The organism is Cupriavidus gilardii (assembly GCF_017598945.1).
Lineage (GTDB): Bacteria > Pseudomonadota > Gammaproteobacteria > Burkholderiales > Burkholderiaceae > Cupriavidus > Cupriavidus gilardii_E.
This window is the reverse complement of the sequence record NZ_JAGFTW010000025.1, coordinates 1-15,428: the sequence shown is the minus strand read 5'-3', so window position 1 is coordinate 15,428 and position 15,428 is coordinate 1. Positions and strand designations below refer to the sequence as shown.

Genomic DNA, 15,428 nt, shown 5'->3' with positions numbered 1-15,428 from the left:
GCGACAGAGGTAGCGGTAGAGGTGTATAAGCGACAGCGGTATGAAAGAGACACAGCTGTAACTGTGGTGCATTGTGATCTTTGTATTTTTGGTATAACCTACCCCGCACACGCTCAGCCTCTACCCTCTCCTCTTCGTCGGCAGCGTCGTATGTGTATAGGAGACCGGCCCGCGGCACGCTCGGCGCCGCGGGGGTGGTGGGAGGAACAGCCACGGTCGCGGCAGGCGCATCAGCGCCGACGGCAGGGTCGGGCAGGGGATCGCCGGCGGCGTCGCTGGGCGCGCCGGCAGTACGGGTCGTGGCGGTTCTTGCGTTCATTGCGCGGATTATAATCCCCGCCCATGTCCGAACAACGCCCCGTCCCACCCGCTGCCCCGCGCCGCAGGCCGTCCCGACCGCAGTCCGCACGCCAGTCCCAGGGTCCTTCGCAAGCCCAGCCGCAGGCCCCGTCCCAGGGCCAGACCGAAGGCAAGCCCGAACGCCCGTCCGACCGCCGCTCCGAAGGCCAACCCGGCCGCCGGCCCCCGCGCCGGTCCGTGCTCGCCAATCCGCTGCCGCCGATCACCTTTCCCGAGGCGCTGCCCGTCTCGGCACGGCGCGACGAGATCGCGCGCGCGATCCAGCACCATCAGGTCGTGATCGTGTCGGGCGAGACCGGCTCGGGCAAGACCACCCAGCTGCCGAAGATCTGCCTGTCGATCGGCCGTGGACCGGCCCGCGCCGACGAGGCCACGGAGGACGGCCATGACGGCCAGCCCCGGCGCCAGGGCGGCCTGATCGGCCACACCCAGCCGCGCCGCATCGCGGCGACCTCGACCGCCAAGCGCATCGCGCAGGAACTGGGCTCGCCGGTCGGCGAGCACGTCGGCTACCAGGTGCGCTTCAACGACACCATGTCGCCCGGCGCGTCGATCAAGCTGATGACCGACGGCATCCTGCTGGCCGAGACGCAGACCGATCCGCTGCTGCGCGCCTACGACACCATCATCATCGACGAGGCGCACGAGCGCAGCCTCAACATCGATTTCCTGCTGGGCTATCTGAAGGAGATCCTGCCGCGCCGCCCCGACCTGAAGGTGATCATCACTTCGGCGACGATCGATGCGCAGCGTTTCGCCGAGCATTTTGGCAGCGGCGGCAAGCCCGCGCCGGTGATCGAGGTCAGCGGCCGGCTGTATCCGGTCGAGATCCGCTATCGGCCGATCGCCGACGACGGCGGCCCGAACCAGCGGACCGACAAGGGCAAACCGGCCGGCGATGGTCCGGCCCGATCGGCGCAGGCGCGCGAACGCGATCTCTACGACGGCATCGTCGACGCGGTCGACGAGCTGAGCCGGCTCGGCCCCGGCGACGTGCTGGTGTTCCTGCCCGGCGAGCGCGAGATCCGCGAGGCCGCCGAGGCGCTGCGCAAGCACCATCCGCCGCACACCGAAATCCTGCCGCTGTTCGCGCGGCTGTCGGTGCAGGAGCAGGAGCGCGTGTTCAAGCCCTCCAACGCGCGCCGGATCGTGCTGGCCACCAACGTCGCCGAGACCTCGCTGACGGTGCCCGGCATCCGCTATGTCGTCGACACCGGGCTGGCGCGGGTCAAACGCTATTCGTACCGCAACAAGGTCGAGCAGTTGCAGATCGAGCCGATCTCGCAGGCCGCCGCCAACCAGCGCGCCGGCCGCTGCGGCCGCGTCGCCGACGGCGTCTGCATCCGCCTGTACGACGAGGCCGATTTCGCCGCGCGCCCGCGCTTTACCGATCCCGAGATCCTGCGCTCGTCCCTGGCCGCGGTGATTCTGCGGATGAAGGCGCTGCGCCTGGGCGCGATCGAATCCTTCCCCTTCATCGAGCCGCCGCTGGGCCGCGCGATCGCCGACGGCTACCAGCTGCTGCAGGAGCTCGGCGCGGTCGACGAGGGCAACGCGCTGACCCCGCTCGGCAAGCAGCTGGCGCGTCTCCCGCTGGACCCGCGCGTGGCCCGGATGATCCTCGCCGCGCGCGACCAGCATTGCCTGCGCGAGGTGCTGATCATCGCCAGCGCGCTGTCGGTGCAGGACCCGCGCGACCGTCCGCAGGAGGCGCAGGAGGCCGCCGACCAGGCGCACCGCAAGTTCATGGACGAACGCTCGGAATTCCTCGGCTGGGTCAAGCTGTGGAAGTGGTTCGAGGACGCGGTCGCGCACAAGAAAAGCAACCGCCAGCTGCAGGACCAGTGCCGCGCGAATTTCCTGTCGCACCTGCGGCTGCGCGAATGGCGCGACGTCCATTCGCAGCTGCTGACCACGGTCGCCGAGCAGGGCTGGAAGCTGAACGACAGCGAGCCGACCTACGAGCAGGTCCACAAGGCGCTGCTGACCGGCCTGCTGGGCAATATCGGCCAGAAGCTGGACGAGGCCGACGGCCGTGGCCGCGAATATCTGGGCGCGCGCGGCATCAAGTTCCATCTGTGGCCCGGCTCGCTGGTGGCGCGCAAGATGGGCCGCTGGCTGGTCGCCGCCGAACTGGTCGAGACCAGCCGGCTGTTCGCCCGCACGCTGGCGCGCATCGAGCCGGACTGGCTGGAGCAGGTCGGCCGCCATCTGCTGAAGGTCAGCTGGAGCGATCCGCACTGGGAGAAGAAGGCCGGCCAGGTGCTGGCGATGGAGCGCGCCACGCTGTACGGGCTGACGGTCTACCAGCACCGGCGCGTGCACTACGGCCCGATGAATCCGCAGGAGGCGCGCGAACTGTTTATCCGCCGCGCGCTGGTCGAGGGCGAGTTCGATACGCGGCTGCCGTTCTACGCGCACAACCAGCGCCTGGTGCGCGAGATCGAGAACCTCGAGCACAAGGCGCGCCGGCAGGACGTGCTGGTCGACGACGAGCTGATCTACGCCTTCTACGACCGCCATATCCCGGCCGACATCCATCAGCAGACGCAGTTCGAGCAGTGGTACCAGAAGGAGAGCGCGCGCGATCGCAAGCTGCTGTACCTGAACCGCGAAGAGCTGATGCGGCACGAGGCGGCTGGCATCACCACCGACCTGTTCCCGAAGACGCTGAACGTCGCCGGCGTCGACATGGGTTTGAGCTACCACTTCGAGCCCGGCAGCCACCGCGACGGCGTCACGCTGACGGTGCCGCTGTACGCGCTGAACCAGATCCGGCCCGAGCGCGCCGACTGGCTGGTGCCGGGCATGATCAAGGAGAAGGTGCACCTGCTGCTCAAGTCGCTGCCGCAGAAGCTGCGCCGCCATTGCGTGCCGCTGCCCGACTATGCGGCGGGCTTCGTCGAGCGCCGGCCGTTCGCCGAGGGCGAGCTGATCGACGTGCTGATCGCCGATATCCGCGAGCAGACCGGCACGATGATCCGGCGCGCGGACTTCAAGCTGGAGACGCTGCCGGCCCACCACTTCATGAACTTCAAGGTGGTCGACGAGCACGGCCGCCAGCTCGACATGGGCCGCAACCTGGCCCAGCTGCGCGCCGAACTGGGCGGGCAGGCCCAGCAGTCGTTCCAGAGCCTGGTCGCGCGCGAGGCGCCGGTCGCCGAGGCCGGGCAATACGAAGGGCTGACCGGCTGGACCTTCGGCGAGCTGCCCGAGCTGCTGGAGATCCGCAAGGGCAACCGCACGCTGTTCGGCTACCCGGCGCTGGTCGACCGCGACACCCACTGCGACGTCGAGGTGTTCGACGACCCGCAGGAGGCCGAGCGGCTGCACCACGCCGGACTGCGGCGGCTGTTCGCGCTGCAGCTGCGCGAGCAGGTCAAGTTCGTGCAGAAGAACATCCCGGGGCTGTCGCAGATGGCGATGCAGTACATGACGCTGGGCACCCAGGACATGCTGCGCGACCAGATCGTGATGCTGGCGCTGGAGCGCGCCTGCATGCAGGCGCCGCTGCCGCGCAACGAGGCGGAATTCTCCGCGCGCAAGGAGGAAGGCCGCGGGCGGCTGGGCCTGCTGGCGCAGGAGATTGCCCGGCTGGCGGGGACCATCCTGGCCGAATACGCGGCGTTGCCGCGCAAGCTGCTGCAGGCCAAGCCCTTCGCCGCGGCGCACGCCGACATGCAGGCGCAGCTGTCGCAGCTGATGGGCAAGCATTTTCTGGCCGAGACCCCCTACGACAGGCTGGTGCATTTCCCGCGCTATCTGAAGGGCATCGCGATGCGGATCGACAAGCTCAAGGGCGATCCGTCGCGGGACACGCAGCGGCAGCAGGAGATGGCGCCGCTGCTGCAGCAGTGGCAGCGCGCCGACAAGCAGCGCCGCGTGCAGGGCAGGGGCGGCGAGGACGCCCGGCTGGAGGAATTCCGCTGGATGCTGGAGGAACTGCGCATCGCGCTGTTCGCGCAGGAATTGCGAACGCCAGTGCCGATGTCTGTCAAGCGTCTGCAGAAGGTGTGGGAGTCGATGCAACGGTAGGGCGGCCGGCGCACGATTTTGGCGCATCCGGTCATCGAAACGGTGGGGCTCGACGTTAGAATGCGTGGGCCTTGGCGGTCGCATTATCCGGGGGCAAGCGGTCCGTTCCGGCCGTGCCCTTCCGCCTGATCCGTTTCCTTGTTCGTATCCTTTCCGCCGACCGTCCCGAACGGTCCGCCAACCGTTCTGTTCGTCCGCCTATGCCCGCCCTTCGCCGTATCGTTGCAGCCCGCTTGACCTGGGCCCTTGTCACTGCGGCTGCGGCCGTCGCGGCGGCCCTCGGCGCGGCGCCGGCCCGGGCCGAGGTCGTGGTGGTCCTCAATTCGGGTGATGCCAGCGTTACGCTGATCGACCGCGACAGCCAGAAGGTGCTGGAAACCTTCCCGGTCGGCAAAGAGCCCCACCACCTGATCGCCACGCCCGACGACCGCTCGCTGATCGTCGCCAACGCGGTCGGCAACGACCTGGTGTTCCTCGATCCGGTCAGCGGGCGGGTCCAGCAGCGGGTGCCGGACATCGACGATCCGTATCACATCGGCTTTTCGCCGGACCAGAAATGGTTCGTCGTCACCGGCAACCGGCTCGACCGCGTCGACCTGTACCGCTGGGACGGGCGCGCGCTGAAGGCCGCGAAGCAACTGCCGCTGGGCCGGACGCCGAGCCATATCGCGTTCACCGCCGACAGCCGCATCGCCTTCGTGACGCTGCAGGACTCCAACGAGGTGGCGGCGATCGACCTGCCGACGCAGACGCTGCTGTGGCGCATGGAGGCCGGCTCGGCGCCGGCCGGCATCTGGGTCACGCCGGACCAGCGCTATCTGCTGGTCGGCATGACCGGCGCCGACTATGTCGCCGTGATCGACTGGCGCACCCGCGCGGTGGTCAAGCAGATCCAGACCGGCAAGGGCGCGCACAACTTCCGCGCGCTCGGCGACAAGCGCCATCTGCTGCTGACCAACCGCGTCTCCGGCACCATCAGCATCCTGGACCAGCAGACGCTGACCAAGGTCGGCGACATCACCGGCCTGCCGCCGGGGCCGGACGACATGGAGCTCGCCGCCGACGGCAAGACGCTGTGGGTCACGTTCCGCTGGGCCCGTTCGGTCGGCGTGATCGATGTGCCGAGCCGCAAGCTGGTCAAGACCATTCGCGTCGGACGCTCGCCGCATGGCATCTACTTCCGCACGCGCGCGCCGCTGTATTGACGGGGGCGGTATGAAAGCTGGTAGCTCGCTTCGCGGTGTGGCCCTGCAGGTTTTCTCCCCTCTCCCGCCCAGCGGGAGAGGGGCGGGGGAGAGGGCAAGCGGCGTTGGCCAGGCTGACGCGGTATCGCGAGTGCGGCCGCCTTTGCCCTCTCCCCCGGCCCCTCTCCCACAAGTGGGAGAGGGGAGATCGGTGCGCGGGTGCTGGTGGTGGAGGCGGGCGACTGTCGCCACGCTGGCGCTGTTTGGCCTGTCACTGCCCGCCCATGCCGCCCCGGACGACTGCCGTGCCGGTACCCTGTACCTGACCTTCGACACCGGCAGCATGAGCCAGGCGCAGCTGATCGCCGACGTGCTGCGCCGCCAGCGCGTGCGCGCGACCTTCTTCCTGGCCAACGAGCCGACCGTGCGCGGCGATCATTCGCTCGATCCGGGCTGGGCGCCGTACTGGAAGGCGCTGGCCGCCGACGGCCATGTGTTCGGCTCGCATACGTTCGACCACGTGTACCTGCGCAGCACGCGCGGCGGCAAGGTCGTGATGCGGCCGCAGTTCGGCCCGAACGCCGGCCATGACATCGCGATGGATCAGGCCGCGTTCTGCGCCGAGCTGGACCGTAGCGCCGCGGCGCTGCAGCGCCTGGCCGGTGTCAAGATGGACCCGCTGTGGCGCGCCCCGGGCGGGCGCACCGCGCCGCAGACGCTGGCCTGGGCGCGCCAATGCGGCTATCGCCATGTGGGCTGGGCGCAGGCCGGCTTCCTCGGCGACGAGCTCGATTCCGACCGCTATCCGAACACGGCGCTGCTGACGCGGGCGCTGCGCGACCTGCGCGACGGCGATATCGCGATGGCGCATCTGGGCATCTGGTCGCGCCGCGATCCGTGGGCGCCGGCCGTACTAGAGCCGCTGATCGAGGGGCTGCGCCGCAAGGGCTTCTGCTTCGCCACGCTGCGCGAGCATCCGGACTACCGCGAGGCGAAGCCGGCGGCGGCGCCGGCAAGGGGAGGGGCCAGCTGATGCTGCAGACATTGGACGCCTGGCTGGGCGATCTCGAGGGCGCGCTGTTCCAGCACGTGGTGCTGCCGGTGGTCTATGCGCTGGGCCTCGGCGGCTATGCCGAGGACGCCTTTACCGGCACTGAATGGCTGGTGATCGGCCTGCTGCAGCTGACCGTGATGGTGGCGGTGCTGTGGCCGCTGGAGCGGCTGCGTCCGGTCGAGCCGGTCACCGATCGCGCCGCGATCCGCACCGACATGCTGTACACGATGATCCACCGGCTCGGCCTGTTCCGGCTGGCGCTGTTCTTCACGCTCGATCCGGTGGTCGACGCGATCGAAGGGCGCCTGCATCTGGCCGGCTGGCAACGGATCAATGTCGAGGACTGGTGGCCCGGGGTCACCAGCGAGCCGCTGGTCAGCTTCCTGATCTATCTGCTGCTGTTCGATCTGCTGGGCTACTGGTATCACCGCCTGTCGCATACCGTGCGCTGGTGGTGGTGCCTGCATGCGGTGCACCACAGCCAGCGCCAGATGACGCTGTGGAGCGACAACCGCAACCACCTGCTCGACGATCTGCTGCGCAGTCTGGTGTTCGCGGTGACCGCGCTGGCGATCGGCGTCGAGCCGTCGCAGTTCCTGCTGCTGGTGGCGCTGTCGCAGCTGATGCAGAGCCTGCAGCATGCCAACGTGCGGCTGCACTTCGGCCGCATCGGCGAACGGCTGCTGGTGTCGCCGCGCTTTCACCGGACCCATCATGCGATCGGCATCGGGCACGAGGCGCACGGGCAGCCGGCGCGGCTGGGCGGCTGCAACTACGGCGTGCTGTTCCCCTGGTGGGACATGCTGTTCGGCACCGCGCGCTTCGTCGACGACTATCACGCCACCGGCATCCGCGATCAACTGCCGCCGCCGGCCGGGCGCGGGCGCGATTACGGCGCCGGCCTGCTGCAGCAGCAGTGGTACGGCATCAAGCGCTGGTTCCGGCGCGCCTGAGGCCGTCGCGGCGGCGCTCGCGCAGGCGATCCCGAAGCGGTCGGCATGCCGCGCCGACACGAAGCGTTACGGGCACGTGTGCTAGTCTGTCCCACCTGAATCGGCCGTCATGGCGCGCCGCCGCCGCGCGCGGCCTGCGCCGCCCCATTTCCACGCCGATCCGTTTCCACCTTCTCCTGTTGCATGAACGACCTCGTCCGCTCCTTTGTCCGCGCGCTGATCAGCCAGCTGCATCCGCGCATGCTGGCGCTGACCGTGATTCCCTTCGTGCTGGCCACCGTGTTCTGGGGCGGCCTGCTGTATTTCACCTGGGATCCGGTGATGACCGCCGCGCGCGGCTTCCTCGAAACTTCGATCTTCACCAGCTGGATCTACGGCGCGCTGGACTGGTTCGGCCTGTCGTCGCTGCGCGCGGTGGTGGCGCCGCTGTTCGTGGTCGCGCTGACGATTCCGCTGGCGGTGGCCTCGCTGCTGCTGTTCATCGGCTTGTGGTCGGTGCCGGCGGCGGTGCGTTTCCTCGAGCGCAGCTATCCGGAGCTGGCCAAGAGCAAAGGAGGCAGCGTGCTGGGCAGCGTCTGGCATTCGCTGTCGAGCACCGGGGTATTTCTGCTGCTGGTGCTGATCTCGCTGCCGCTGTGGCTGGTGCCGCCGTTCTTCGCGCTGGTCCCGCCGCTGCTGTGGGGCTGGCTGACCTATCGCGTGATGACCTACGACGCGCTGGCCGACCACGCCAGCGCCGACGAGCGCAAGGCGATCATGCGGCGCCACCGGATGCCGCTGCTGATCATCGGCGTGGTGGTCGGCCTGCTGGGCTCGGCGCCGACGCTGCTGTGGGTCTCGTCGGCGGCGATCATCTTCCTGTTTCCGTTCGTGCTGGCCGGCGCGCTGTGGCTCTATGCGCTGATCTTCATCTTCTCGGCGCTGTGGTTCGGCCACTACTGCCTGCATGCGCTCGGGCAGCTGCGCGCCGAGCGGCAATCGGTGGCGCCGCCGCCGTCCGGGCCGGACGTGATTGAACTGGCGCCGTCGGACGTGCGCCGCATCGAATCATCCTGAAGCGAGGAACATCATGGGTTTCGGTCTGATCGTGATCGGCGACGAGATTCTGTCGGGACGACGCGAGGACAAGCACATGCGGCGCGCGATCGCGCTGCTGGCCGAGCGCGGCCTGGCGCTGCAATGGGCCGAATATGTGGGCGACGAGCGCGAGCGCATCACCGCAACGCTGCGCCGTACGCTGGCGGGCCCCGACGTGGTGTTCTGCACCGGCGGCATCGGCGCCACCCCCGACGATCACACGCGCCAGTGCGCGGCCGCGGCGCTGGGCGTGCCGCTCGAGCTGCATCCCGAGGCCAGGACGCTGATCGCGCAGCGCATCGCCGAAACGGCGGCCGGCGATCCGGTCAAGGGCGACCTGTCGCTGCCCGAGAACCAGCATCGCTTCAAGATGGGCGAGTTTCCGCGCGGCGCCCGCATCATCCCGAACAACTACAACCGGATCCCGGGTTTCTCGGTCGGCCACCACCATTTCATGCCGGGCTTCCCGGTAATGGCGTGGCCGATGATGGAGTGGGTGCTGGACAACGAGTATTCGCACCTGTTCCATCAGGTCCAGCATGTCGAGCGGGCCTTCCTGGTGTTCGAGGCGCCGGAATCGACGCTGACGCCGCTGATGGAACAGGTCGAGACCGCCTTTCCGGGCGTGCGCGTGTTCAGCCTGCCGTCGGTCGGCGACGCCCAGCGGGGCGAACTGTATGCGCGCCGGCATATCGACCTGGGCGTCAAGGGCGCGCCCGCGCTGGTCGAGGACGCCTACGCCATGCTGCGCGACGGCGTGCGGGCGATGGGATTCGAGGTGGTGGAGAACGCGGGGGCGGGGGTCAGCGCGGGGTAGTGACATTGCGGCGGCGCACCGCAAATGCGGTGGTTTTCTCCCCTCTCCCGCTTGCGGGAGAGGGGCTGGGGGAGAAGGACAGGGCGGTGGCTATGTCCGGGCGCGTCGCGATGGCGAGCGCGGTTGCCCTCTCCCCCGACCCCTCTCCCGCGGGGCGGGAGAGGGGAGAACCCAGGTGGTGAGAGTTTGCTTCCTCAAGCCCCATGCCACGGCAGCCCGCGCACGCACCAGCCCTCGATCGTCTTGCGGTGATGGTGCTCGTCGCGCGGGCCTTCGAAGCCTTCCAGCACATCGATCGCGTAGCGGTAGCCGGCTTCGGTGGCGACCCGGGCCGCGTGCTTCGAGCGGGCCGCGCTGCGGCACAGGAACAGCACCGGCGCGTCCTGCGGCACCTTCGCCTTCAGTTCCTCGACGAAGCGCGGATTCTGCGCGCCGCCGGGATAGCCGGACCATTCCACGTGCAGCGACTGGCGCTGCGGCACATCGGGGCCGCCGACCCAGTCCAGCTCCGCCTGGGTGCGCACGTCGACCAGCACCGCGTTGGGATCGGCCATCAGCAGATCGTAGGCTTGCTGCGGCGTCAGTGCGCCGTAGTAGGGCAGTTGGTCCTGTTGTTGCCGCGCGTTGGCGGCCTGCAGAAGCGCGTCTCGGGTGGTCATTGCCGGGCGGAGGTTGGGTTTCGGGTGGGGCGTGACGCCGATCGCGGCCACGCCTTCAGCAAAGAGGGATATTCTACTCCGCCGGCGCGGCCAGGCCGCAGCAGTGGAAGCGCGAGCCCGGCGCCGAATCGACGCTGGCGCCAGCATGGTGCCGGTGGCACCATGACGGTGCATCTGGCGTTGTCGATGCACCGGATTGGGGTTTGGGTTCGCGCGATCCGCTGCCGATCGCGCGCGTGCCGAGCGGCGCGGTGGCATGCCCGACGCACGTGCAAACCGTTGCGCCAGCGCGGTGCGGGGCGCCCGCCCGCGCCGATGCACAGATTTCGGGAACGGCCTGCAGAGAGCGCGACGTCGGCGCCACTGCGGCGCCAAATCCGTGCGGACGTTGGCATGCTTTCTGCTAACATGCTTCGTCCTTTTGAAGGCCGGTCGCCGCCGGCAGGCAGCAGCGATGCGCCCCCGGCGGCCGGCACGTGAATGGCTCCAACTGAACTCAGCCGAATTACCAGGAGATAGGCATGGCGCAGAGCGTTGCAGATGTGATGAAGCTGGTGAAGGAAAACGACGTCAAGTTCGTCGACTTCCGTTTCACCGACACCAAGGGCAAGGAGCAGCACGTGTCCGTGCCGACCTCGCACTTCGGTGAAGACAAGTTCGAGAGCGGCCATGCTTTCGACGGCTCGTCCATCGCTGGCTGGAAGGGAATCGAGGCGTCGGACATGCTGCTGATGCCGGATGCGAACACCGCCCATATCGACCCGTTCTACGAAGAGCCGACGCTGGTGCTGACCTGCGACGTGATCGAACCGTCGGACGGCAAGGGCTACGACCGCGACCCGCGTTCGATCGCCAAGCGCGCCGAAGCCTATCTGAAGAGCACCGGCCTGGGCGACACCGCCTACTTCGGTCCGGAGCCCGAGTTCTTCATCTTCGACGGCGTGACCTGGAACATCGACATGCAGGGCTGCTTCGTCAAGATCCATTCGGAAGAAGCGCCGTGGTCGTCGGCCCGTGAGTTCGAGCACGGCAACAGCGGCCACCGTCCGGGCAAGAAGGGCGGCTACTTCCCGGTCGCCCCGATCGACACCTTCCAGGACATGCGTTCGGAAATGTGTCTGATCCTGGAATCGCTGGGCATTCCCGTCGAAGTCCACCACCACGAAGTGGCCGGGCAGGGCCAGAACGAGATCGGCACCAAGTTCAGCACGCTGGTGCAGCGCGCCGACTGGACGCAGCTGCAGAAGTACGTGATCCAGAACGTCGCCCACACCTACGGCAAGACCGCGACCTTCATGCCGAAGCCGGTGGTCGGCGACAACGGCTCCGGCATGCACGTGCACCAGTCGATCTGGAAGGACGGCCAGAACCTGTTCGCGGGCAACGGCTACGCCGGCCTGTCGGAGTTCGCGCTGTACTACATCGGCGGCATCATCAAGCACGCCCGTGCGCTGAACGCGATCACCAACCCGGGTACCAACTCGTACAAGCGTCTGGTGCCGGGCTTCGAAGCCCCGGTCAAGCTGGCCTACTCGGCCCGCAACCGCTCGGCCTCGATCCGCATCCCGTACGTGGCGAACCCGAAGGGCCGCCGCATCGAGACCCGCTTCCCGGATCCGCTGATGAACCCGTACCTGGGCTTTGCCGCGCTGATGATGGCCGGCCTGGACGGCGTGCAGAACAAGATCCACCCGGGCGAGGCCGCGGACAAGAACCTGTACGACCTGCCGCCGGAAGAGGATGCCAAGATCCCGACCGTGTGCGCGAGCCTGGATCAGGCCCTCGAGTACCTCGACAAGGACCGCGAGTTCCTGACCCGCGGCGGCGTGTTCAGCAACACGATGATCGATGCCTACATCGAGCTGAAGATGGAGGAAGTGACCCGCTTCCGCATGACCACCCATCCGCTCGAGTTCGAGATGTACTACTCGCTGTAAGCAGACCGGGCGAGAAGGGCGCGGTGGTCCCGCCGAGGCGACCACCGCCGCGTTTGCGGTACCGCCGGGCGGCGGTACCGCGCTCGCGCGCAGCGCTTGTTGCACCACGAAGGGGCGGCCTCGGCTGTCCCTTTTTGTTTGGCTCGCTAGAATTGGGCTTCCTCGACCTCGACTCCTTCCGATGCGACGCCCGTCCATGACCGCGACCCTGCCTTCGTTCCGCCAGCCGCACCGCATCGGTGCCGACCCGGCGCCGCCGACCCGCAGCGGTGCGTGTGCGGCCCTGTTGTTGGGCATCGCGGCGGTCGTCGTTTCGCTGGGCGCGACGCCGGCCGCGGGGCAGTCCGCGGCAAACGGCTCCGAAATCTACGTCTGCAGCGGCCCGAAAGGCGTGCCCGAATACCGCAACGGCAACGGCGGCAAGGGCTGCAAGCGGCTCGATCTGCCCGACGTGATCAGCGTGCCGGTGACCCGGCAGTCCGGCCGTGGCGCGACGGGCGGTGCGGCGCCGATCGAAGGCGCCACCGCGGCCAACTTCCCGCGCATCGATGCGGCCACGCAGCGCCGCCGCGACGGCGAACGCCGCGCCGTGCTGGAGGAGGAGCTGCGCAGCGAGCAGGCCAAGCTGGCCGCGCTGCGCGCGCAATTCAACGAGGGCCAGCCCGAGCGGCAGGGCGACGAGCGCAACTACCAGCGCTACCTGGACCGCACCGCCGCGTTGCGCGAGGACATCGCCCGCAGCGAGGCCAACGCCGCCGCGCTGCGGCGCGAACTGGCCAACCTGAAGGACTGAGGATTGAGGATCGATCGATGCGCCGCCTGATTCGCAGCGTTTCCCGCAAGGTCGGCGGCGCCGACCGCGCGCCGGCCGACGAGAGCACCGCGTCGCCGGTGTCGCCGGCGGTGGCCGCGCTGGCCGCCGGGCTCGACATGATGCCGAACCCCGTGCTGCTGGTCGTGCAGCCCGGCATGCGGATCGTCTACGCCAACCCCGCCGCCGAGGCCAGCTTCGGCCTCTCGCGCAAGTCGATGCTGGAACTGTCGCTGTCCGCCCTGTTCGGCCGCGCCGACGAACTGGACGCGATGATCGATTCGGTGCTGGTGCGCCAGGTCGATGCGCGGCGCCAGGACGTGGTCCTGCAACCGCCGCTGCGCGAGCCGATGCACGCGCATGTGGTGATCGGCGGCATCGACGCCAGCCCCGGCACGGCGCTGGTCGAAGTGCTGCCCAACGAGCAGAAGGTCCGCAGCGAACGCGAGGAACGCATTCTCGACCTGACCTCGGCCAACAAGGAGCTGATCCGCAATCTGGCCCACGAGATCAAGAACCCGCTGGGCGGCATCCGCGGCGCCGCGCAGCTGCTCGAATTCGAATTGCCCGAGCGCAGCCTGCGCGAATACACCCAGGTCATCATCAAGGAATCGGATCGCCTGCAGACGCTGGTGGACCGGCTGCTCGAGCCGCACCGGCATCCGCATATCGTGCGCGAGCTCAATATCCACGAGGTGCTCGAACGCGTGCGCTCGGTGGTGCTGGCCGAATTCCCCAACGGCCTCGAGATCGTGCGCGACTACGACGCCAGCCTGCCCGAGTTGTCCGGCGACATCGAGCAGCTGATCCAGGCCGTGCTGAACATTGTCCATAACGCCGCGCAGGCGCTGGCCGAGCGCATCGCGCGCGGCGATGCGCAGATCGTGCTGCGCACGCGGGTCGCACGCCAGGTCACGATCGCCAAGCGGCTGTACAAGCTGGCATTGGACTTGCATGTGATCGACAACGGTCCGGGCATTCCCGAGGATATTCGCGAACGCATCTTCTACCCGCTGGTTTCGGGCAGGGATGGCGGCAGTGGGCTCGGTCTGACACTGGCGCAGACCTTCGTGCAGCAGCACGAGGGGCTGATCGAATGCGAGAGCCGGCCCGGCTGTACCGATTTCCGCATCCTGCTGCCGCTGCGCTGAACGCCCCGAAACAGGCTCACGACCCATGGCGCCCCATGCCGGGTGCCGGGCACCGGGTGGACAGCGCAGCGAAGGCGGACCTCCGAAACACCGAGCAGACAAGCGACGCACATGAAGCCGATCTGGATAGTCGACGACGATCAATCTATTCGCTGGGTCCTGGAAAAGGCCCTGGCCCGCGAAAGCCTGCTGTCCCGCAGCTTTACCAATGTGCGCGACGTCCTGTCGGCGCTGGAGGACGACGAGCCCCAGGTCCTGATTTCGGACATCCGCATGCCCGGCGGCTCGGGCCTCGATCTGCTGCAGGCGATCAAGGGCCGCCATCCGGGTTTGCCGGTGATCGTGATGACCGCGTATTCGGATCTGGACAGCGCGGTCGCCGCCTTCCAGGGCGGCGCCTTCGAATACCTGGCCAAGCCCTTCGACGTCGACAAGGCGGTCGAGCTGATCCGCCGCGCGCTGGAGGAAAGCCTGCGCGAGGAGGAGATGGACGATCGCCTGCTGGACGCGCCGGAAATCCTCGGCCAGGCGCCGGCGATGCAGGACGTGTTCCGCGCGATCGGCCGGCTGTCGCAGTCGAACGTGACGGTGCTGATCACCGGCGAGTCGGGCACCGGCAAGGAGCTGGTCGCGCGCGCACTGCACAAGCACAGCCCGCGCGCCAACGGCCCCTTCATCGCGCTCAATACCGCGGCGATTCCGAAGGACCTGCTCGAGTCCGAACTGTTCGGCCATGAGCGCGGCGCCTTTACCGGCGCGCAGACCATGCGCCGCGGCCGCTTCGAGCAGGCCGAGGGCGGCACGCTGTTCCTCGACGAAATCGGCGACATGCCGTTCGACCTGCAGACGCGGCTGCTGCGCGTGCTGTCGGACGGCAACTTCTATCGGGTCGGCGGCCACAACCCGCTGCGCGCCAATGTGCGCGTGATCGCGGCCACCCACCAGAATCTTGAAACGCGCGTCAAGGAAGGGCTGTTCCGCGAGGATCTGTTTCACCGCCTGAACGTGATCCGGCTGCGGCTGCCGCCGCTGCGCGAACGGCCCGAGGACATCACGCTGCTGGCGCGGCATTTCCTGCAGAAGAGCGCCAAGGAGCTCGGCGTCGAACCGAAGCGGATGACCGACGAGGCGCTGGCCTATGTCAGCACGCTGCCGTTCCCGGGCAACGTGCGCCAGCTGGAAAACCTGTGCAACTGGCTGACGGTGATGGCGCCGGCGCAGACCATCGAGGTCAAGGACCTGCCGCGCGAAATGATCGGCGGCGCGCCGGACGGGCAGGCCGGCATGGCGACTTACGGCAGCACGCGCGCGGTCGAGCGCGAAGCGCAGGGCGGCGGCGATCCGGTCGACGCGCTGCATGGGGCGGCCGGGGGATTGGCCGGGGGGATGG

Annotated in this window: 11 protein-coding genes; 10 read left to right on the top strand and 1 reads right to left on the bottom strand. The window is 68.5% G+C overall.

All coding sequences use genetic code 11. From position 1 onward, the window contains the following. The first annotated feature begins 342 nt into the window (after positions 1 to 342). The 6 genes from hrpA to J5T34_RS09470 all read left to right on the top strand — a co-directional run bounded on the left by hrpA (position 343) and on the right by J5T34_RS09470 (position 9,480). Entirely contained in the window at positions 343 to 4,395 is a 4,053-nt protein-coding gene (gene hrpA, locus J5T34_RS09495; RefSeq protein ID WP_208579540.1) for an ATP-dependent RNA helicase HrpA, read from the top strand. Positions 4,396 to 4,595: 200 nt separating this feature from the next. Beyond that, positions 4,596 to 5,600, top strand: a complete 1,005-nt coding sequence (locus tag J5T34_RS09490; protein ID WP_208579539.1) for a cytochrome D1 domain-containing protein — start codon at positions 4,596 to 4,598, stop codon at positions 5,598 to 5,600. Between the two features lie 190 nt (positions 5,601 to 5,790). Then, positions 5,791 to 6,612: a polysaccharide deacetylase family protein gene (locus J5T34_RS09485; protein WP_432207648.1), complete on the top strand. Its 822-nt coding sequence runs from the start codon at positions 5,791 to 5,793 to the stop codon at positions 6,610 to 6,612. Then, positions 6,612 to 7,586: a sterol desaturase family protein gene (locus J5T34_RS09480; protein ID WP_208579537.1), complete on the top strand. Its 975-nt coding sequence runs from the start codon at positions 6,612 to 6,614 to the stop codon at positions 7,584 to 7,586. Before J5T34_RS09485 ends, J5T34_RS09480 begins: the two co-directional genes overlap by 1 nt. Before the next feature lie 183 nt (positions 7,587 to 7,769). Beyond that, positions 7,770 to 8,642: an EI24 domain-containing protein gene (locus J5T34_RS09475; protein ID WP_208579536.1), complete on the top strand. Its 873-nt coding sequence runs from the start codon at positions 7,770 to 7,772 to the stop codon at positions 8,640 to 8,642. Positions 8,643 to 8,655: 13 nt separating this feature from the next. Further along, positions 8,656 to 9,480, top strand: coding sequence for a competence/damage-inducible protein A (locus J5T34_RS09470; protein WP_208579535.1), 825 nt, complete (start codon positions 8,656 to 8,658; stop codon positions 9,478 to 9,480). Between the two features lie 194 nt (positions 9,481 to 9,674). On the opposite strand, the gene J5T34_RS09465 is transcribed toward J5T34_RS09470, so the two are convergent. Then, entirely contained in the window at positions 9,675 to 10,139 is a 465-nt protein-coding gene (locus J5T34_RS09465) for a rhodanese-like domain-containing protein (protein WP_208579534.1), read from the bottom strand. A 521-nt stretch (positions 10,140 to 10,660) separates the two neighbouring features. Between J5T34_RS09465 and J5T34_RS09460 the strand changes: the two genes are divergently transcribed. The 4 genes from J5T34_RS09460 to ntrC form a co-directional block, all read left to right on the top strand. After that, the gene (locus J5T34_RS09460) at positions 10,661 to 12,076 is read left to right on the top strand and encodes a 3-hydroxylaminophenol mutase (protein WP_174109154.1); all 1,416 of its coding nucleotides are present in this window, start codon (positions 10,661 to 10,663) and stop codon (positions 12,074 to 12,076) included. A 196-nt stretch (positions 12,077 to 12,272) separates the two neighbouring features. After that, the gene (locus tag J5T34_RS09455; protein ID WP_432207647.1) at positions 12,273 to 12,869 is read left to right on the top strand and encodes a DUF4124 domain-containing protein; all 597 of its coding nucleotides are present in this window, start codon (positions 12,273 to 12,275) and stop codon (positions 12,867 to 12,869) included. A gap of 17 nt (positions 12,870 to 12,886) precedes the next feature. Beyond that, positions 12,887 to 14,038, top strand: a complete 1,152-nt coding sequence (gene glnL, locus J5T34_RS09450; protein WP_208579533.1) for a nitrogen regulation protein NR(II) — start codon at positions 12,887 to 12,889, stop codon at positions 14,036 to 14,038. 111 nt (positions 14,039 to 14,149) lie between these two features. After that, positions 14,150 to 15,428: nitrogen regulation protein NR(I) (gene ntrC, locus J5T34_RS09445; RefSeq protein WP_244258793.1), on the top strand; the 1,279-nt coding region annotated here is incomplete at its 3' end.